The organism is Klebsiella sp. H-Nf2 (assembly GCF_002806645.1).
Taxonomy (GTDB): Bacteria; Pseudomonadota; Gammaproteobacteria; order Enterobacterales; family Enterobacteriaceae; genus Klebsiella; species Klebsiella variicola.
Map to the genome: position 1 here is coordinate 108,617 of NZ_PIBL01000004.1, position 17,438 is coordinate 126,054.

Sequence of the window (17,438 nt, forward strand, 5' to 3'; positions counted from 1 at the left end):
CGGAAGCGCGGCGGGCGATCAGCCTGCGCGTTTGGCGGAAAGCGCCACGTAACGCTGGATTGAAGCCCGCTGCCACTGGAAAGTCGCATAATCGGCCAGCGCCTCCGGCACCTCATCGCCATTGAGAACCAGACGATTGAGCATCAGCGCCAGGTCGGCGTCGGCAATAGACCATTCGCCAAATAAATTTTGCCCGCCGTGAGCCAGTAGCGTGGCGGCGGTAGCAAACAGTTTTTCCGCAGATTGCTTGCCTGCCTCGCTGAGGGCCGGCATTTTCACCCCGCCAAACACCACGGCGGTGGATCGCTCTTCACGAATCGGCACCAGATCGCTGCGCAGCCACGCCTGGATCTGCCGGGCGCGGGCGCGTTTTTGCAGGTCATGCGGGTAAATGCGCTCCCACTCCGGCGGGGCGAAACGCTCATCCAGATACTCGGTAATCGCCGAGGACTCGCTCAGCGCGAAATCATCAACCTCCAGCAGCGGTACGCGACGGGTGGCGGCATAGCCCGTCCAGCCAGCCTGCAGATGTTCGCCGCGGTTCAGATCGACGGTTTTAAGGCTAAAAGGCAGGCTTTTTTCCTGCAGAGCGACATAGACAGACATCACATACGGTGAGAAAAAATCGGCATCGGACCACAGGGTAATCACTGGCTGGCTCATGGCTTCCTCAAGGGGGGTAGACAGGACAATAAGCCAACATAGCCTGGCTTGCCGGCGATGTCACTGCTCGTCCGCGCGTCAGCATCAAGTGGCTGCCTCCAGAGCGACGCGCCGCTCGCGGATTTCCTCCCGGGTTGCGCAGCTTCACCTATACTCGAACAGTTTGCGACCCACGACGGCGGGAAATATTATGATCGATCTCTACTATGCACCCACCCCAAACGGCCACAAAATCACCTTGTTTCTCGAAGAGGCGCAGCTGGCCTATCGGCTAATCCGGGTCGATATCGGCAAAGGGGAACAGTTTCATCCGCAGTTTCTGGCGATTTCGCCGAATAACAAAATCCCGGCGATTGTCGACCACATGCCTGCCGATGGTGGAGCGCCGTTGAGCGTCTTCGAATCCGGTGCCATCCTGCTCTATCTGGCGGAGAAAAGCGGCAAACTGCTGAGCGGTGAACTGCGGACGCGCTATATCACCCTGCAATGGCTATTCTGGCAGGTCGCCGGTCTTGGGCCGATGCTGGGGCAAAATCAGCATTTTACCCACTCGGCACCGCAAACAGTGCCCTACGCCATTGAACGTTTTCAGGTGGAAACCCAGCGACTGTACAGGGTTCTCAATCACCGCCTTGAAGCCAGTCCGTGGCTTGGCGGCGACCATTACAGCATCGCCGATATTGCCGCCTGGCCCTGGGTCAACAGCCATGTCCGACAGCGTATCGATCTGGCGAACTATCCGGCGGTACATAACTGGTATGAGCGCATTAAGCAGCGGCCGGCGACGATTGAAGCAATGCTAAAAATTCAGCCTTATTAACCCCCTGCTCGCCCGTCGCGCTTTGTTGTATGATTGCAGGACTTACAACACGGAGGAAGCCTGCAATGTCTCAACCAGACGCCATTATTCGTATTAAGAACCTGCGCCTGCGTACTTTTATTGGAATTAAAGAGGAAGAGATCGCCAACCGCCAGGACGTGGTGGTGAATGTTGCGATTCACTATCCCGCCGATAAGGCACGCGACAGCGAAGACATCAATGATGCGCTGAACTACCGCACCATTACCAAGCGCATCATCAGTCATCTTGAGAATGGCCGTTTCTCGCTACTGGAAAAATTAACTCAGGATGTGCTGAATATCGCATGCGAACATCACTGGGTCACATATGCTGAAGTGGAGATCGATAAACTTCATGCGCTGCGCTATGCCGACTCGGTGTCGATGACCATGAGCTGGCGGCGATAACGATGTCAGGGAGGTGGTATGAAGATCCTGCTTACGGGTGGCACCGGCCTGATTGGCCGACATCTGATACCCCGGTTGCTGGAGCTGGGGCATAGCGTCACGGTATCCACACGGCATCCGGATACCGCCCGCGCCCGCCTCGATCCGCGCGTCACGCTGTGGCGCGATTTCGAAGGCCATCACCACCTCAACGATATTGATGCCGTCATCAATCTGGCAGGCGAGCCCATTGCTGATAAACGCTGGACAGCCGAGCAGAAACAACGCTTGTGCCATAGCCGCTGGGATCTCACTCAGCGGCTGGTTGGCCTGATCCACGCCAGCGACACGCCTCCCTCCGTGCTGATCAGCGGTTCCGCCACCGGCTACTATGGCGATCTCGGCGAGGTGGTGGTGACCGAAGAAGAGCCACCGCACAATGAGTTTACCCATAAGCTTTGCGCCCGCTGGGAACAAATTGCCTGCGAAGCGCAAAGCGAACAGACCCGCGTCTGCCTGCTGCGCACCGGTGTGGTACTGGCCCCGCGGGGTGGTATTCTCGGCAAAATGACGCCCGCCTTTAAGCTCGGCCTCGGCGGGCCCATCGGCAGCGGCAGACAGTACCTGGCCTGGATCCATATCGACGATATGGTTAACGGCATTCTGTGGCTGCTGGATAACGATTTACGCGGCCCGTTCAATATGGTTTCTCCCTATCCGGTGCATAACGAACAGTTCGCCCACGCGCTGGGTCATGCGCTCAATCGACCAGCCATTTTCCGCGTTCCTGCCGCCGCTATCCGCCTGCTGATGGGTGAATCCGCCGTCCTGGTGCTCGGTGGCCAGCGCGCGCTGCCTAAGCGTCTGGAAGCCGCTGGCTTCGCCTTCCGCTGGTACGATCTGGACGAAGCGCTCAAGGATGTGCTGAGCTAATGGCTAAACGGGGGAGCATTGGCTCCCCTGATTCCCTCCAACTGGACACTGCCTCGCAACGTTTTTTTCTTCTGTTCCCTTCACCGCGTTGATTGTGAAGTGTATTCCAACGTCAAATGACTTCTTCTGCCATAACGTCCTGGCGATGCTTTTATCGCCAAAAATGTTGACGCCCGTCAACACTCCTTTTATTCTGAGCAGGACATCGCGATGAAGGAACATCCGGACAAACATATCAGGGCCGCCATCGCCAGAGCGTTGGCGGAGGGCTGGATAGTGATACCCGCGGGCAGAAGCAGCCACTGCTTTGCGCGGCTGATTTGCGGGATAGCCGAACACCGTCAGCACATGATGAGCATATGGTCGACGCCTGCGTCACCTGAAAATCATGCCCGGCAGATCATCAGAATGATCGAACGCTGCTCGCTTTCAGCGACGGACCGTATCACGCACACGCATAAGGAACGCTAAACGATGCCGCTTTTTAATTTTACGCTGACGCTTTCCGGCGTCACCAGCCAGACGCCAGGACTGGAAGATGCGCTCTTTGCCGCAGGCTGTAGCGATGCGCTGATCTGCTTCTACGGCACTGCGGTCTACCTGGAATTTGATCGCGATAGCGAATCTCTCGAGCAGGCGGTACTGTCCGCAATCCGCGACGTTGAATCCGCCGCGCTGCCCCAGGTCCGTGTGGAATCGGTAGATTCAACGCTGGTGGGGCTGAGCGATATCGCCGAACTCACTGGCGTCTCCCGCCAGGCTATCGCCATGCTAAAAGAAGGCACTCGCGGTAGTGGGCGTTTTCCCGGGCCGGTCCAGCGGGTTACAGGCAACTCCCCGCTATGGCGCTGGAAAACCGTCGTTGACTGGCTGGTCGCGGAGAAGCGCCTCGCCGCCGATTCTACGCTGGTGGCTCATGCTCAACTCCTGGATAGCCTCAACCTGGCGCTGCAGCTTCGTAGTATCCCGGACAACCAGCGCGTACAGGGACATCTGAAACTCCTGAGTTCATCGCCAGCCGGCCGCTGACTGGCCGGTTCGCCGGTGTAATCAGAAGAAGCAAAGTGGTAAGGTGGACCTTCCTTTCTCCGTATTGACTGCTTTATGACGACAATAACCACGCCGCGCCTTTCGCTTACCCGCTTTGTTGCCGCCGACTGGCCCTTTTTTCTGCGCCTGCGTCAGGATCCGCAGGTGATGCGTTTCATGGGGGAAGTGTTAAGCGAGACGGCGCTGCGCAGCGTGTTTGCCAGCCGCTGTGCCGATCCCGGGGTGTTTGTTTTGCGAGATAAACGCGGCGACGCACTGGGCGATATTGGGCTACGCATCAGTCCGAAAAATCCGCACGAGGCTGACGTCGGCTACGCCCTGCTGCCGCAGGCCCAGGGAAAAGGCTACGCCAGCGAAGCGCTGCGCGCGCTCTGCGATTATGGTTTCAGCACGCTGGGCGTGCTGGCCATCAATGCCTGGGTGCTGGGAGAAAATCGTGGCTCATCGCGTCTGCTGGAGAAACAGGGCTTTGTGCGCACCCAGGTGCTGGAGAAAGCCTATCATCTGAACGGCGTCGATTACGATGACTGGATCTATCGGCTGGAGCGTGAATCTCACCCGACGCCCACAGACGCCGGGTGAAGCATTTATTTCAGCGAACCTTTCAGAAACTGCTGCAGGCGCGGGCTTTTCGGCGCGCCAAACAGCGCGTCCGGATGCCCTTCTTCTTCAATTTTGCCCTGATGCAGGAAAATAACATGCGAAGAGACGTGGCGGGCAAAGCCCATTTCGTGGGTCACCACCACCATGGTTTTTCCCTCTTCCGCCAGCTGCTGCATGATACGCAACACTTCGCCCACCAGTTCCGGATCCAGCGCTGACGTCGGCTCATCAAACAGCAGCACTTCCGGCTCCATCGCCAGCGCGCGGGCAATAGAGACACGCTGCTGCTGGCCGCCGGAGAGATGTACCGGGTATTTCGCCTGCTGACGTTCGTCAATCCCGACCTTGGCCAGGTATTTTACCGCGCGATCGCGCGCTTCTTGTTTGCTTAAGCCCAGCACCTGAATCGGCGCCTCCATGACGTTCTCCAGCACCGTCATATGGCTCCACAGATTGAAATGCTGGAACACCATGGTCAGGCGAGTACGCAGCAGACGCAGTTGGTTCTTGTCAGCCACCTTCAGCTGGCCGTCTTTATCCCGCACCAGGCCAATATTCTGGCCACTGACGACGATCGTGCCCTCACTCGGTTTTTCGAGGAAGTTAATGCAGCGCAAAAAGGTGCTTTTCCCGGAACCCGATGAACCAATGATACTGATCACGTCCCCGGCTTTCGCCTGCAGGGAGACGCCCTTCAGCACCTCGTGTTCTCCATAGCGTTTGTGTAGATCGATAACGTTTAATTTATTGTCGGACATGGCGTTCTCAATGCGTCGAAGAAGGTTTGATATGCTGCAACCAGCGCTTTTCCGCTTTACGGAACAAGCTAATCAGCACATACGAGATAATTAAATAGAGCACCGCGGCGATGCCAAAGGCAGTGAACGGCTGATAAGTCGCGGAGTTGATATCGCGGGCGATTTTCAGCAGATCCGGCACCGTAGCGGTAAACGCCAGCGCGGTGGAGTGCAGCATCAGGATCACTTCGTTACTGTAGGCCGGTAGCGCAATGCGCAGCGCGGAAGGCAGAATAATGCAGCGGTACAGTTTGACGGACGAGAAGCCGTAGGCCCGTGCCGCTTCAATTTCTCCGGCGGGTACTGAGCGGATCGCCCCAGCGAAAATTTCAGTGGTATAGGCGCAGGTATTCAGGGTTAACGCCAGCACTGTGCAGTTTAGCCCGCTACGGAAAAAAGCGTTCAGCAGCTCCGTGCCTTTGACGATTTCCAGGGTATACATGCCGGAGTAAAAAACCAGCAGTTGCACATACAGCGGCGTGCCGCGAAAGATGTAAGTGAACAGCCAGATGGGGAACTGGATAAATTTATTGCTTGAGACGCGGCCGATCGCCAGAAACACCGCCATAACGCCGCCCATCACCACCGAGGCGATCAGCAACCATAAGGTTATTGCCACGCCGGTAAAGCGATAGCCGTCGGTCCACAGCAGTGATTTCCAGTACTCCTGAATAATTTCAATCACAGGTCAGCCCTCTTCACGCCAACGGTATAGCGGCGTTCGAGCAGCAGCAGTACGCCATTAGAAAGGGTGGTAAACACCAGATAAATCAGGCCGCAGACGATGGCGAAGTAGAACGGCTGCCAGGTGCTTTTCCCGGCCAGCTGCGTGGCTTTGACCACATCCTCCAGACCCAGCAGCGAGACCAGCGCCGTTGCCTTGAGGATAACCTGCCAGTTGTTGCCGATCCCCGGCAGCGCGTAGCGCATCATCGCCGGGAACAGAATACGCCGGAACGTCTGCCCGCCGCTAAAGCCGAAGGCGGTAGCCGCTTCGATATGCCCCTTTGGCACCGCAAGGTAGGCGCCGCGGAAGGTTTCCGTAAAATAGGCGCCATAGATAAAGCCGAGGGTGATAATCCCGGCGATCATCGGATCGATATCAAACTGCGTCATGCCCAGCGCATCAGTGACGCTGTTTAGCGCAATCTGCAGGCCGTAGAAAATCAGCAGCATCAGCACCAGGTCGGGGACGCCGCGAATCAGTGTGGTATAGCCTTCAAACACCAGCGCCAGAGGACGATTGCTCGATAGCTTCGCGCCAGCGCCGGCCAGCCCGATCAGGATCGCAATAACGACCGAGCTCAGCGCAAGCTCCAGGGTGACGAGCGCACCCTGCAAAATAACCTGTGAAAACCCATACAGCATGCTGCCTACCCTGTCTGTCATTCACCACTGCGCGTGAAACGCACGCGCAGTGGTGAGGCGTGAGAATTATTCGCCGTATACGTTAAAATCGAAGTATCTTTTCGCCAGTTTGTCGTAGGTGCCGTCCTTACGCATCTCTGCAAACGCCTTATTCAGCGCTTCACGCAGTTCGTTGTCTTCCTTACGCAGCCCCATACCGGTGCCGACGCCGAACAGCTTCTCATCTTTAATCGATGGTCCGCCAAACTGGTAATCTTTACCAATAGGCTGTTTCAGGAACCCTTCACTGGCCGCGACCTCATCCTGGAACGCGGCGTCGATACGGCCGGCGGTCAGGTCGGAATAGATATTGTCCTGCCCCTGATAGGAGACAATTTCGATACCTTTCGGCGCCCAGTGCTCATTACCATAGGTTTCCTGAGTCGTCCCCTGCAGCACGCCCACGCGCTTACCTTTCAGCGTGGCCAGATCCGGCGTTACCGGGCTGCCCTTTTTCACCACCAGACGCGAATCTGCCGCGTACAGCTTGTCGGTGAAGGCAATTTCCTGCTGGCGCTTTTCGGTAATCGACAGCGAAGACATAATCGCGTCGATTTTCTTGGCTTTTAAGGAGGGGATCAGTGCATCCAGCGGGTTTTCAACAAAGGTACATTGGGTATTAATACGCTTACACAGCTCTTTTGCCAGATCGATATCAAAACCCACCAATTCCCCCTGCGCATTCTTCGATTCGAAGGGGGCATAAGTCGGATCGGTGCCAATACGAATTTTTTGCGGAATGGCGGCAAAGACCGTGGAAACGCTGGAAAGGGCCAGCGCTAAAGAGAGAGACAACGCCAGTTTTTTCATAACTATCCTCGACAGACTGTCATTCTAACGGGTTTATTAGAACTATTTACGCCAGTTATCGTGCCATTATTCGCCCCTTGAGGGCAAAGATTTATGCACCAGAAAGGCCGATTTTTTGCATCAGAAACGCTTAACTATGCATTTTTTAGCCAAAAAACTGGCTGCTTTTGCACTGAAATGATCCACAGCGTTTTTTGTTGCACCGTTCTGGGGCAGGATCACGAGTATGGCATCAGGCCCACACTATCGTGCGGGCCTGCAGCAGTCTTAGTCGCCGTAAACGTTAAAATCGAAGTATTTCTTCGCCATTTTGTCGTAGGTGCCGTCTTTACGTATCTCGCCCAGCGCTTTATCAAACGCGGCTTTCAGTTCGACGTCGGCCTTACGCAGACCGATACCGGTACCATCGCCAAAGTACTTTTTATCTTTCACCGCCGGGCCGGCGAAGGCGAAATCTTTCCCGGCAGGCTGTTTCAGGAAGCCTTCGCTGGCGGCGACTTCATCCTGCAGCGCCGCATCCAGACGGCCAGCAGCGAGGTCTGAATAGATCAGATCCTGGTTCTGGTAGGCCACCACGTCAACGCCCTGGCTGCGCCAGCGGTCGTTGGCATAGGCTTCCTGAGTAGAACCTTGCAGCACCCCGACGTGCTTGCCTTTCAGCGCCTCCAGCGTCGGCTGGATCGGCGACCCTTTGGCGGCGATCAGACGCGAGTCAGCGGCATAAAGCTTGTCAGAGAAGGCGATCTCTTGCTGACGCTTCTCGGTGATGGAGAGCGAAGAGATAATGGCGTCAATTTTCTTCGCTTTGAGGGAGGGGATCAGGGAGTCAAAATCACTGCCGACCCAGGTACATTTCACCTTAATTCGGGAGCACAGCTCATTGCCTAAATCGATATCAAAACCCACAAAGTCCCCTTTTGCGTCTTTCGACGAAAATGGCGCATAGGTCGCGTCAGTGCCAATGCGAATGCTCTGCGGCAGAGCAGCAAACACGCTCGCCGTGCTGCTCATTCCCACGAGTAAAGAGAGAGCCAGAATCGTCTTCTTCATACAGTACCCTTAAGTGTCGTGATGTGGTGCGTTGCTTGTTATGGTGATTGCCGATCAATCCTGCAGTTTTTGTGCCATCTTCCCGGTGCGTGCCGGGAACAGGGTTAAATTTGTTAAAATAAAGTTGCAGGATTGTCTTGGAAGGGAAGATACCAGCATTACTGGCGAAACCGCAGTGCCTCAGCGCAAAAAGACGAAATAAATGTCGAGGATTTGATCGGGACGACAAATTTGCACCACCGCGGCGCAAGCGTACATTGAATGCACTTATTTAGTGCAATCCTGTGCCCCCTGCCAGCGGGTAAACAGGTCTTGAGACAGGCTAATATCGAACTGATCGAGCACCCGATTGACAGTCTGGTTGATGACATCATCCAGGCTTTGCGGCCGGTGATAAAAGGCCGGCACCGGTGGCATAATGACCGCCCCGAGCTCCGCGGCCTGAACCAGCAATCGCAGATGGCCGAGATGGAACGGCGTTTCCCGCACGCAGAGCACCAGCGGACGACGCTCCTTCAGCACGACATCGGCCGCCCGCGTCAGCAGGCCATCCGTATAGCTATGGACAATGCCAGAGAGCGTTTTCATTGAGCAGGGTAAAATCACCATCCCGGCGGTTTTAAACGAACCGGAAGAGATACTGGCGGCGATATCGCGGGCGTCATGCACCACATCGGCCAGCGCCTGCACGTCGCGCACGCTGAAGTCGGTCTCGAGGGCCAGCGTTTGCCGCGCCGCCTGGCTGAGGATCAGATGGGTTTCAATCTCCGGCACACCCCGCAGCACCTGCAGCATCCGCACGCCATAGATAGCGCCGCTGGCGCCAGAAATGCCAATAATCAGTCGTTTCACGTTCTGTTACCCCTTGCGCGTGTGCCGCAGACTTTGCCGGATTATAGCCTCTGGCGCAACCATTGAGGCACCGCCAATGGGATAAAAAAAGGCCCGCCGTCCCTCAGGAACGGCAGGCCCGCGATGCGCGAAGGGGTTAACCCTCGTTGTGCATCTCCAGATTTTCGACTTCGTTCTGCAGCTGTACCGCTTTGGCATCATCGTTACGCAGGGAGTCAAGGTAGTCGAGGTACTGTTGGTCGACATCCCGGGTGACGTACACGCCGTTGAACACCGAGCATTCAAACTGTTGAATATCCGGGTTCTCCGCGCGCACCGCGTCGATCAGATCGTTAAGATCCTGGAAAATCAGGCCATCGGCGCCGATGATCTGGCGGATCTCATCCACTTCGCGGCCATGGGCGATCAGTTCGTTGGCGGTCGGCATATCGATACCATAAACGTTCGGGAAACGAATTTCCGGCGCAGCGGAGGCCAGATAAACCTTTTTCGCCCCAGCTTCGCGCGCCATCTCAATGATCTGCTCAGAGGTGGTGCCGCGTACAATGGAATCATCGACCAGCAGCACGTTCTTATCGCGGAATTCCGCACGGTTGGCGTTGAGCTTACGACGAACAGATTTACGACGCAGCTGCTGACCCGGCATGATAAACGTCCGGCCGACGTAGCGGTTCTTCACGAAGCCCTGACGATAAGGTTTGTCGAGAATGCGGGCGATTTCCAGAGCGATATCGCAGGAGGTCTCCGGGATCGGGATAACGACGTCAATATCCAGATCTTCCCACTCACGGGCAATCTTTTCGCCCAGCTTAGTCCCCATGTTGACGCGGGCGCTGTAGACGGAAATTTTGTCGATAAACGAGTCCGGACGGGCAAAATAGACGTACTCGAACAGGCACGGGTTGCTGACCGGATTATCGGCACACTGACGGGTAAACAGCTGGCCTTTCTCGGTAATATAGACCGCTTCGCCCGGTGCGACATCGCGCAGGAATTCAAAACCAAGCGTATCGAGCGCCACGCTTTCGGACGCCACCATATACTCGGTGCGGCCGTCGCCAACGTCACGTTTACCCAGCACCAGCGGACGAATGCCGTTGGGGTCGCGGAAGGCCACCATGCCATGACCGATAATCATCGCCACGCACGCATACGCGCCGCGGATCTGGCGGTTGGTCGCCGCAATCGCAGCGAAGATGTTGTCCGCTTCCAGCGGGTAGTGGCGGAAGTTATCCAGCTCACTGGCGAAAATATTGAGGAGGATTTCGGAATCAGAGGTGGTATTGATATGGCGGCGTTTTTCTTCAAACAGCTTTTTACGCAGCTCGTGTGCGTTAGTCAGGTTGCCGTTATGCGCCAATGTGATGCCATACGGCGAGTTAACGTAAAACGGCTGTGCCTCGGAGGCGCTGGAGCTGCCCGCCGTAGGATAACGCACGTGGCCAATACCCATATTGCCCTGCATACGCTGCATGTGGCGGGCTTCGAATACGTCGCTTACCAGCCCGTTAGCCTTACGCAACCGGAAGCAGTTGTTGGCATCAATGGTGATGATGCCAGCGGCATCCTGTCCACGGTGCTGGAGCACCGTTAGCGCATCATAAATCGACTGGTTAACCGGCATAACACCGGCGATACCGACAATACCGCACATACGTCTTTTCCTCGTTCAGCAACGACCCAAAGTCTATACTTTAGGCAAGAAACTTGACGAGCTTTGCAGGTATTCAAAAAACCATCTGATGACGGGGGTAAAATAGGGAATAAACTGCGACTGATGCCAGTCATCGCTCTTCGCCATCCCGGTAAAAGTGTCAAGGAAGAACAAGATAGCGGCGATGATCAGCACCCCACGTAGCGCGCCGAAGCAGATCCCCAATACCCTGTCGGTACCTGACAAACCGGTCTTCTCCACCAGCTGACCTATCACATAGTTCACGATAGCGCCAACGATGAGCGTCACGATAAACAGCGCCGCAATAGCAATCCCATTTCGAACCCGTTCATCCTCAAAGCCCGTAAACCAGACAGACAGGTCAGCGTAGTAATGGCTGGCGACATAAAACGCGCAACCCCACGTCACTAACGATAAAGCTTCGCGAACAAAGCCGCGGATCAGGCTGACCAGGCAAGAAAGACCCAGCACCGCCATAATGGCGTAATCAATCCAGACCATATACGTCCCACGATTTACGCCCTGTCGTCCAGTTCGGGGCGCATTCTAACAGAAAAAGAAAACGTTTGCGTAGGGATTTCCATGCCCTACAGAAATAAAAATGGCGCTGAAAAAACATTCAACGCCAGACTGCCTTTCGCCTCTTCAGGGCGGCTGAGACAGGGTTTGCGGGGCGTTTCTCCCCGCAACGTTCTCTCCGCATTGCGAAAAAAACAATCAGTTTGGGGTGAAGCCCATCACGACCCCGCTGAGTCCGGAGATCTGTTGCAGATCGCCCAGTTGGCCTTTCAGCTTGTCTTTTGACGCATCCGGGCCGACGAGGATGCGGGTAATTTTACCCTGTACCGGCGTCGAAGGCGACGTATAGACTTTGAAACCCGAGGCCCGTAGTTTACCGACAATCTCATTCACTTTATCGGCGTTCTTCAACGCGCCCAGTTGAACCACATAGGCTTTGCCGGTCGGCGCCGGCAGGGCCGCCTGCTGCTGCGGTGGCTGTTGCTGCTGCGGCTTAACCGGCGGCGGCGTTGGCGTCGCGGCCTGCTGTTGCGGCTGTGGCTGTGGCTGTGGTTTCGGCTGCGGCTTGGGTTGCGGTTTCGCGGCCACCACCGGCTCCTGAACGTCATCGAAGCTGTTGCTGTTCACCGGAATACGCGACGGATCTAACGATGGCGCGGCGGCATCGCCCGCCCGCACCTCTTCCGCCGCCCCTTCCGGCGGTTGCGAAGGCAACGCCTGGGTCGCCGCTGGCAACATATCCGGTTCATCGCGATCGCCCGGTTTCGGCACCAGTGGGATCGCGGCAAACTCATCCTGGTAATGCTTTTTCTGCCCGTCCAGCAGCCCTGGCAGGATAATCACCCCCAGCGCCACCAGCACGATTGTCCCGACTAAACGGTTCTGAAACTTACTCGCCACCGATTCTCCCCGCGTCTATCTCTTCCATTACCTGCGCTACGGTGTGAAATGAACCACACACCAGCACGGTATCTTCCACTTTAGCGTCAGCCATGGCCGCATGCCACGCCTGCGCCACGCTGGTATAGACTGTGCCGCCACGCAAATGTTCCACCAGTTGCTCCGCCGTCGCTCCGCGCGGGCCTTCCAGCGGCGCACAGTACCAGGCATCGACTTCCGGGGCCAGATTGGCCAGCGTGCCGGCAATGTCCTTATCATGCAGCATACCAATAACCGCCAGCACGCGTCCCGTTTTCGCTAACGTTTTGAGACGCCCGGCGAGATAGGCCGCCGCGTGTGGGTTATGCGCTACATCGAGGATCACCCGCGGGGCGTCGCTGATTATCTGAAAGCGTCCCGGCAGCATCGCATCGCGGATCCCATCGCGGAGGATAGTCTCATCGACAGCAAGCCCGCTGGCGCGCAGCGCCGCCACGGCCGTCGCCGCATTCGGCAACGGCACCTGAGGCAGCGGCAGGCGGCTTAACGCCCCGTCCCCGTCGTGGAAGGACCATGTTTCGCCCTCCACCTCATAGCGCCAGTCGACGCCGCGGCGCTGGAGCAGCGCGCCTTTCTCGCTGGCCACGTCGGCAATGGTGTGCGGCATATCCGGCTCCCCCACCACCGCCGGTTTACCAGCACGAAAGATACCCGCTTTTTCCCGGCCGATACTTTCGCGATCCGGCCCCAGCCAGTCGGTATGATCGAGGGCGATGCTGGTGACCACCGCCACGTCAGCATCCACGATGTTAGTGGCGTCGAGACGGCCACCCAGCCCTACCTCAAGGATCACCACGTCCAGCTGCGCCTGCTTAAACAGCCACAGCGCCGAGAGCGTGCCGTACTCAAAATAGGTCAACGAGATGTCACCGCGCGCCGCTTCGATTTCAGCAAACGAGGCCGTATGCGCCGCCTCCGGTAGTTCAGCTCCCTGAATGCGCACGCGTTCGGTGTAGCGCACCAGGTGCGGGGAGCTGTAAACCCCCACTTTATAGCCGGCCGCCATCAGGACGGTTTCCAGGGTACGGCAGGTGGTGCCTTTGCCATTGGTGCCAGCAACCGTAAAGACAAACGGTGCCGGTTTGACGATAGCCATCTGCCCGGCGACCTCGCTGACGCGCGCCAGCCCCAGGTCGATGGTTTTACTGTGCAGATGTTCCAGATAAGAAAGCCACGTAGCCAGGGGCGACGTGGCCTGAGGAATAGGATCTTTTTCCATGATGCCCGCAAGAATTGACGGTTAACGCGTATGAATAAAAAAGGGCAGCGCCGCCAGGCCCTGCCCTCTGCTTTATCAGGCCTCTGGTTCCTGATCCGGTGCCGGCGGCACCACCACGCCTTCATTAGGCGCTTCCGAAGCGGGAACCGGCGCCGGCAGGTTCATCAGCTTCGCCAGAATGCTGGCCAGCTTGAGACGCATTTCCGGGCGGCGAACGATCATATCAATCGCCCCTTTTTCAATCAGGAACTCACTGCGCTGGAATCCCGGCGGCAGCTTCTCGCGTACGGTCTGCTCAATCACGCGAGGACCGGCAAAGCCGATCAGCGCTTTCGGCTCGGCAATGTTCAGATCGCCCAGCATCGCAAAGCTCGCCGATACGCCGCCCATGGTCGGGTCGGTCAGCACGGAGATGTACGGTAATCCGCGCTCCTGCATTTTTGCCAGCGCGGCGGAGGTTTTCGCCATCTGCATCAGCGACATCAGCGCTTCCTGCATACGGGCACCACCGGAGGCGGAGAAGCAGATCAGCGGGCAGTTGTCTTCCAGCGCCTGCTCCACCGCGCGCACAAAGCGTGCACCGACGACGGAACCCATCGAGCCCCCCATAAAGGAGAACTCAAAGGCGGCGGCAACCACCGGCATCTCATAGAGCGTACCTTTCATCACCACCAGCGCGTCTTTCTCGCCCGTCTCTTTCTGAGCGGACGCCAGGCGGTCTTTGTATTTTTTTGAATCGCGGAACTTCAGCACATCTTTTGGCTCAAGTTCGCTACCCAGTTCTACCAGAGAACCTTCATCCAACAGGCTATGCAGGCGATTACGCGCCGACATGCGCATATGGTGATCGCACTTAGGACAAACCTCCAGGTTGCGCTCCAGCTCGGCGCGGTAGAGTACCTGACCGCAGCTGTCGCACTTGGTCCATACACCCTCAGGAATGCTCGCCTTGCGGGTGGGAGTGATGTTGCTTTTAATTCGTTCAATCCAGCTCATTGATAACCTTTCTGCCTGAACCTGGTCGATGCCAGTTTTGTCGTAAGGGGCGCATAATGCCATTTTTGCCTCTTACAGACCATGAATGTTGCACATTAAATCATATCATCCCGGAACATGGGATAAAAAAGTGGTCAAACCGCTGCGCGTGACGACACATGGCCGTCACACGCAGCGCAGGGCGAGCTACTTCGCCTGCTTTGACGCTGCCCGCTTATGGCGGATGATTTCAATCACGCCGGGCAGGACGGAGAGGACGATGATCGCCACAATCAGCAGCTTCAGGTTCTCCTGCACCACCGGCAGATCGCCAAACAGGTAGCCAGCGTAGGTGAACAGCAACACCCACAGCAGCGCCCCGACCACGTTATAGGCTGCAAAATGACGATAGGACATATGCCCCATTCCCGCCACAAACGGCGCGAAGGTTCGGACTATCGGCACAAAGCGCGCCAGGATAATGGTTTTTCCGCCGTGACGTTCATAGAAGCTATGGGTTTTATCCAGATAGCTACGACGGAAAATCTTCGAGTTCGGATTACTGAACAGCTTCTCGCCGAACAGCCGGCCAATAGTGTAGTTAACCGCATCACCGACTATGGCCGCGATAATCATCAGCAATACCATCAGGTGAACATTGAGATCGTTGGTCGGCAGCGCCGAGAGCGCGCCCGCCACGAACAGCAGGGAATCGCCCGGCAGGAACGGCGTCACCACCAGCCCGGTTTCGCAGAACAGAATCAAAAACAGAATGGCATAAACCCAGACGCCGTACTGGGCAACCAGTTCGGCAAGGTGCACATCAATATGCAGGATGAAATCAATTAAAAAGTGAATCAAGTCCATATTTGTCTTTACCCTTAATGACCCTATTAGTCCGCCAGAAACAGCGGGCCCATTGGCAGCACCGGTAAATCATAGTGGGCCGGGTAATCCACCGACACCAGATACAACCCTTCCGCTTTTGCCGTTGCCGCAGCGAGCGTCCTGTCTTTTGCTGCCAGCAGTTCTGCCATCCAGCTCTCCGGCTGGTTTCCGGCGCCGACTTCCATCAGGCTGCCCACAATATTCCTGACCATATGATGTACAAAGGCGTTTGCTTTGATATCCACCACCACATAAGCACCGTAGCGGGTAACGTTAATATGCATCACGTTTCGCCACGGGGTGCGCGACTGACACTGCACCGCGCGAAACGAGGTAAAGTCATTCTCCCCCAGCAGACACTGCGCAGCGCGCTGCATACGCCCGGCGTCGAGCGGCTGGTGAAAATGCGTGACGCCCTGGCTCAACACCGCCGGGCGCAGGCGATGATTATAGATAACGTAACGATAGCGTCGCGCTGTGGCGCTGAACCGGGCGTGAAAATCCGCCGGCACATGTTTAACCCAACGCACCGCGATGTCACCAGGTAAATTCGCATTTACCCCCAGCGTCCAGGCGGCATCTTTACGCTGCGCCCGGGTTTCGAAATGCACCACCTGGCCGGTGCCATGGACACCGGCGTCGGTGCGACCGGCGCAAAATACGCTTACCGGTTCGTTAGCCACCTGCGACAACGCCTTTTCCAGCTTCTCCTGCACGCTGCGCACTTCGTTTTGCCGCTGCCAGCCATAATATTTGCTGCCGTCGTACTCGATGCCCAGCGCGATTTTATAGATCGGCTGTTGCTCCATCTCAGACATCAGTACAGGTACTCCTCAATCAGCTTCTCGGCGATCTTCACCGCCATCAGCGCGCCACCGAAGCGGACGTTATCCGCGACGGACCAGAACTGAATCTGCTCCGGCATGCCGTAATCGTTATGCACACAGCCGATGGAGAGACGGGCATTGCCGGAAGCGTCGCCAACCTGAGTTGGGAATTCGCCCTCTTCAGAAAGCTCAATTTCCTCGCCGCGAGTAAAGGCGTCGCGCGCCTCTTCCGCTGCCAGCGGACGCATCGCTTCAAAGTTCACCATCTGCGCATGGCCGTAGAAGACCGGCGACTGAACGACGCTGGCGGAAATCATCAGCCCGTCATCCTGAAGGATTTTGCGCGCTTCATCGACGATACGCCGCTCTTCGCGCACGCTCCCTTCACGATCCGGCAGCAGCGGTAGCATATTAAATGCCAGCTGGCGGCCAAAGAAATCGTCTTCATCGACGGGGATCCCATTCAGCAGCTTGGCGCTCTGCCCTGCCAGCGCATCCACCGCTTTTTTCCCGCGTCCCGAGGCGGAGAGCAGGTTGGTGACGCTGATGCGCGACAATCCGCCCTGATCGATAAGTGGCTTGAGTGCCGTCAGCAGCTGGCTGGTCAGACTATTGGGCACCGCGATCAGGTTGCGATTGCGGTAGTCGCCCAGAACGAACGGGTTCACGTCCGGCACCACCAGCGGCACGTCCGGCTCCAGCGCGAACAGGCCGCTGAGATCGATAACCAGACACCCGGCGTTGGTGGCGTCTTCGATATACGCCGCGCTGGCTTCGACGCCGGCAGCGAAGAAGGCCAGCTGGGCCTGGGTCCAGTCAAACTCGGCGGCGTCCTTGACGATCACCGACTTGCCACCAAAACGCAGATGTTCGCCCGCGCTTTCATTGCGCGCCAGAGCAAAAATCTCCCCCACCGGGAACTGGCGTTCAGCAAGAGTTTCGAGCAGGGCTTCGCCTACGGCGCCCGTTGCGCCCAGTACGGCAATATTCCAGCCTTCAGACAT

Annotated in this window: 22 protein-coding genes; 7 read left to right on the forward strand and 15 right to left on the reverse strand. The window is 57.0% G+C overall.

Annotation, left to right across the window (positions count from 1 at the left end):
• Positions 1-18: 18 nt before the first annotated feature.
• Positions 19-663 carry a glutathione transferase gene (gene yfcF, locus CWM58_RS12760; RefSeq protein WP_061153784.1) on the reverse strand — a complete coding sequence of 215 codons (645 nt, stop codon included), beginning with the start codon at positions 661-663 and terminating at the stop codon, positions 19-21.
• Between the two features lie 190 nt (positions 664-853).
• Here yfcF and yfcG point away from each other — a divergent pair, with 190 nt between their 5' ends.
• The 6 genes from yfcG to CWM58_RS12790 all read left to right on the forward strand — a co-directional run bounded on the left by yfcG (position 854) and on the right by CWM58_RS12790 (position 4,455).
• The gene (gene yfcG / locus CWM58_RS12765) at positions 854-1,483 is read left to right on the forward strand and encodes a GSH-dependent disulfide bond oxidoreductase (protein WP_100681051.1); all 630 of its coding nucleotides are present in this window, start codon (positions 854-856) and stop codon (positions 1,481-1,483) included.
• 65 nt (positions 1,484-1,548) lie between these two features.
• A complete protein-coding gene (gene folX, locus CWM58_RS12770) occupies positions 1,549-1,911 on the forward strand; it encodes a dihydroneopterin triphosphate 2'-epimerase (protein ID WP_002913200.1) in 363 nt (120 codons plus the stop codon).
• An 18-nt stretch (positions 1,912-1,929) separates the two neighbouring features.
• Positions 1,930-2,823 (forward strand): TIGR01777 family oxidoreductase, encoded by an 894-nt coding sequence (locus tag CWM58_RS12775; RefSeq protein ID WP_061153782.1) that lies wholly within the window; start codon positions 1,930-1,932, stop codon positions 2,821-2,823.
• Positions 2,824-3,033: 210 nt separating this feature from the next.
• A complete protein-coding gene (locus CWM58_RS12780; RefSeq protein WP_074387936.1) occupies positions 3,034-3,294 on the forward strand; it encodes a hypothetical protein in 261 nt (86 codons plus the stop codon).
• Between the two features lie 3 nt (positions 3,295-3,297).
• A complete protein-coding gene (locus CWM58_RS12785) occupies positions 3,298-3,852 on the forward strand; it encodes a helix-turn-helix transcriptional regulator (RefSeq protein ID WP_061153780.1) in 555 nt (184 codons plus the stop codon).
• Positions 3,853-3,927: 75 nt separating this feature from the next.
• Positions 3,928-4,455 carry a GNAT family N-acetyltransferase gene (locus tag CWM58_RS12790; RefSeq protein ID WP_100681052.1) on the forward strand — a complete coding sequence of 176 codons (528 nt, stop codon included), beginning with the start codon at positions 3,928-3,930 and terminating at the stop codon, positions 4,453-4,455.
• Positions 4,456-4,460: 5 nt separating this feature from the next.
• Here CWM58_RS12790 and hisP read toward each other — a convergent pair whose 3' ends face one another.
• The 5 genes from hisP to argT all read right to left on the reverse strand — a co-directional run bounded on the left by hisP (position 4,461) and on the right by argT (position 8,540).
• On the reverse strand, positions 4,461-5,234 hold the full coding sequence (gene hisP / locus CWM58_RS12795) for a histidine ABC transporter ATP-binding protein HisP (RefSeq protein ID WP_008803931.1): 774 nt from the start codon (positions 5,232-5,234) through the stop codon (positions 4,461-4,463).
• A gap of 7 nt (positions 5,235-5,241) precedes the next feature.
• Positions 5,242-5,958: an ABC transporter permease gene (locus tag CWM58_RS12800; protein ID WP_061153778.1), complete on the reverse strand. Its 717-nt coding sequence runs from the start codon at positions 5,956-5,958 to the stop codon at positions 5,242-5,244.
• Positions 5,955-6,641 carry a histidine ABC transporter permease HisQ gene (locus CWM58_RS12805; RefSeq protein WP_061153777.1) on the reverse strand — a complete coding sequence of 229 codons (687 nt, stop codon included), beginning with the start codon at positions 6,639-6,641 and terminating at the stop codon, positions 5,955-5,957. The genes CWM58_RS12800 and CWM58_RS12805 overlap by 4 nt, the downstream gene beginning before the upstream one ends.
• A 66-nt stretch (positions 6,642-6,707) precedes the next feature.
• The gene (gene hisJ / locus CWM58_RS12810; RefSeq protein WP_100681053.1) at positions 6,708-7,490 is read right to left on the reverse strand and encodes a histidine ABC transporter substrate-binding protein HisJ; all 783 of its coding nucleotides are present in this window, start codon (positions 7,488-7,490) and stop codon (positions 6,708-6,710) included.
• 267 nt (positions 7,491-7,757) lie between these two features.
• Positions 7,758-8,540 carry a lysine/arginine/ornithine ABC transporter substrate-binding protein ArgT gene (argT, locus tag CWM58_RS12815; RefSeq protein ID WP_100681054.1) on the reverse strand — a complete coding sequence of 261 codons (783 nt, stop codon included), beginning with the start codon at positions 8,538-8,540 and terminating at the stop codon, positions 7,758-7,760.
• Positions 8,541-8,580: 40 nt separating this feature from the next.
• Here argT and CWM58_RS28570 point away from each other — a divergent pair, with 40 nt between their 5' ends.
• The gene (locus CWM58_RS28570; protein ID WP_012540975.1) at positions 8,581-8,742 is read left to right on the forward strand and encodes a hypothetical protein; all 162 of its coding nucleotides are present in this window, start codon (positions 8,581-8,583) and stop codon (positions 8,740-8,742) included.
• A 65-nt stretch (positions 8,743-8,807) separates the two neighbouring features.
• Here the strand turns inward: CWM58_RS28570 and CWM58_RS12820 are convergent, their stop codons facing one another.
• The 9 genes from CWM58_RS12820 to CWM58_RS12860 all read right to left on the reverse strand — a co-directional run bounded on the left by CWM58_RS12820 (position 8,808) and on the right by CWM58_RS12860 (position 17,438).
• Entirely contained in the window at positions 8,808-9,392 is a 585-nt protein-coding gene (locus tag CWM58_RS12820; RefSeq protein WP_061153775.1) for a UbiX family flavin prenyltransferase, read from the reverse strand.
• Between the two features lie 136 nt (positions 9,393-9,528).
• Entirely contained in the window at positions 9,529-11,046 is a 1,518-nt protein-coding gene (gene purF, locus CWM58_RS12825; protein ID WP_100631067.1) for an amidophosphoribosyltransferase, read from the reverse strand.
• A 33-nt stretch (positions 11,047-11,079) separates the two neighbouring features.
• Positions 11,080-11,568, reverse strand: coding sequence for a colicin V production protein (gene cvpA, locus CWM58_RS12830; RefSeq protein WP_002913214.1), 489 nt, complete (start codon positions 11,566-11,568; stop codon positions 11,080-11,082).
• 216 nt (positions 11,569-11,784) lie between these two features.
• Entirely contained in the window at positions 11,785-12,486 is a 702-nt protein-coding gene (gene dedD / locus CWM58_RS12835) for a cell division protein DedD (RefSeq protein WP_061153773.1), read from the reverse strand.
• Positions 12,476-13,744 carry a bifunctional tetrahydrofolate synthase/dihydrofolate synthase gene (gene folC / locus CWM58_RS12840; protein WP_100681055.1) on the reverse strand — a complete coding sequence of 423 codons (1,269 nt, stop codon included), beginning with the start codon at positions 13,742-13,744 and terminating at the stop codon, positions 12,476-12,478. The genes dedD and folC overlap by 11 nt, the downstream gene beginning before the upstream one ends.
• A gap of 75 nt (positions 13,745-13,819) precedes the next feature.
• Complete coding sequence (gene accD, locus CWM58_RS12845; protein WP_061153771.1) at positions 13,820-14,740, reverse strand: acetyl-CoA carboxylase, carboxyltransferase subunit beta; 921 nt, start codon at positions 14,738-14,740, stop codon at positions 13,820-13,822.
• 186 nt (positions 14,741-14,926) lie between these two features.
• The gene (locus CWM58_RS12850) at positions 14,927-15,586 is read right to left on the reverse strand and encodes a DedA family protein (protein WP_061153770.1); all 660 of its coding nucleotides are present in this window, start codon (positions 15,584-15,586) and stop codon (positions 14,927-14,929) included.
• A 26-nt stretch (positions 15,587-15,612) separates the two neighbouring features.
• A complete protein-coding gene (truA, locus tag CWM58_RS12855) occupies positions 15,613-16,425 on the reverse strand; it encodes a tRNA pseudouridine(38-40) synthase TruA (protein ID WP_100681056.1) in 813 nt (270 codons plus the stop codon).
• Entirely contained in the window at positions 16,425-17,438 is a 1,014-nt protein-coding gene (locus CWM58_RS12860) for an aspartate-semialdehyde dehydrogenase (protein WP_074387931.1), read from the reverse strand. The genes truA and CWM58_RS12860 overlap by 1 nt, the downstream gene beginning before the upstream one ends.

Excerpts from the sequence above, each read along its gene's own strand:
- hisP (WP_008803931.1), bottom strand. The coding sequence starts at position 5,234 with ATGTCCGACAATAAATTAAACGTTATCGATCTACACAAACGCTATGGA.
- CWM58_RS12785 (WP_061153780.1), top strand. The coding sequence starts at position 3,298 with ATGCCGCTTTTTAATTTTACGCTGACGCTTTCCGGCGTCACCAGCCAG.
- accD (WP_061153771.1), bottom strand. The coding sequence starts at position 14,740 with ATGAGCTGGATTGAACGAATTAAAAGCAACATCACTCCCACCCGCAAG.
- CWM58_RS12850 (WP_061153770.1), bottom strand. The coding sequence starts at position 15,586 with ATGGACTTGATTCACTTTTTAATTGATTTCATCCTGCATATTGATGTG.
- CWM58_RS12805 (WP_061153777.1), bottom strand. The coding sequence starts at position 6,641 with ATGCTGTATGGGTTTTCACAGGTTATTTTGCAGGGTGCGCTCGTCACC.
- folX (WP_002913200.1), top strand. The coding sequence starts at position 1,549 with ATGTCTCAACCAGACGCCATTATTCGTATTAAGAACCTGCGCCTGCGT.
- CWM58_RS12780 (WP_074387936.1), top strand. The coding sequence starts at position 3,034 with ATGAAGGAACATCCGGACAAACATATCAGGGCCGCCATCGCCAGAGCG.
- CWM58_RS12775 (WP_061153782.1), top strand. The coding sequence starts at position 1,930 with ATGAAGATCCTGCTTACGGGTGGCACCGGCCTGATTGGCCGACATCTG.
- CWM58_RS12790 (WP_100681052.1), top strand. The coding sequence starts at position 3,928 with ATGACGACAATAACCACGCCGCGCCTTTCGCTTACCCGCTTTGTTGCC.
- yfcF (WP_061153784.1), bottom strand. The coding sequence starts at position 663 with ATGAGCCAGCCAGTGATTACCCTGTGGTCCGATGCCGATTTTTTCTCA.
- CWM58_RS12860 (WP_074387931.1), bottom strand. The coding sequence starts at position 17,438 with ATGTCTGAAGGCTGGAATATTGCCGTACTGGGCGCAACGGGCGCCGTA.
- argT (WP_100681054.1), bottom strand. The coding sequence starts at position 8,540 with ATGAAGAAGACGATTCTGGCTCTCTCTTTACTCGTGGGAATGAGCAGC.
- hisJ (WP_100681053.1), bottom strand. The coding sequence starts at position 7,490 with ATGAAAAAACTGGCGTTGTCTCTCTCTTTAGCGCTGGCCCTTTCCAGC.
- folC (WP_100681055.1), bottom strand. The coding sequence starts at position 13,744 with ATGGAAAAAGATCCTATTCCTCAGGCCACGTCGCCCCTGGCTACGTGG.
- cvpA (WP_002913214.1), bottom strand. The coding sequence starts at position 11,568 with ATGGTCTGGATTGATTACGCCATTATGGCGGTGCTGGGTCTTTCTTGC.
- purF (WP_100631067.1), bottom strand. The coding sequence starts at position 11,046 with ATGTGCGGTATTGTCGGTATCGCCGGTGTTATGCCGGTTAACCAGTCG.
- CWM58_RS28570 (WP_012540975.1), top strand. The coding sequence starts at position 8,581 with ATGGTGATTGCCGATCAATCCTGCAGTTTTTGTGCCATCTTCCCGGTG.
- truA (WP_100681056.1), bottom strand. The coding sequence starts at position 16,425 with ATGTCTGAGATGGAGCAACAGCCGATCTATAAAATCGCGCTGGGCATC.
- yfcG (WP_100681051.1), top strand. The coding sequence starts at position 854 with ATGATCGATCTCTACTATGCACCCACCCCAAACGGCCACAAAATCACC.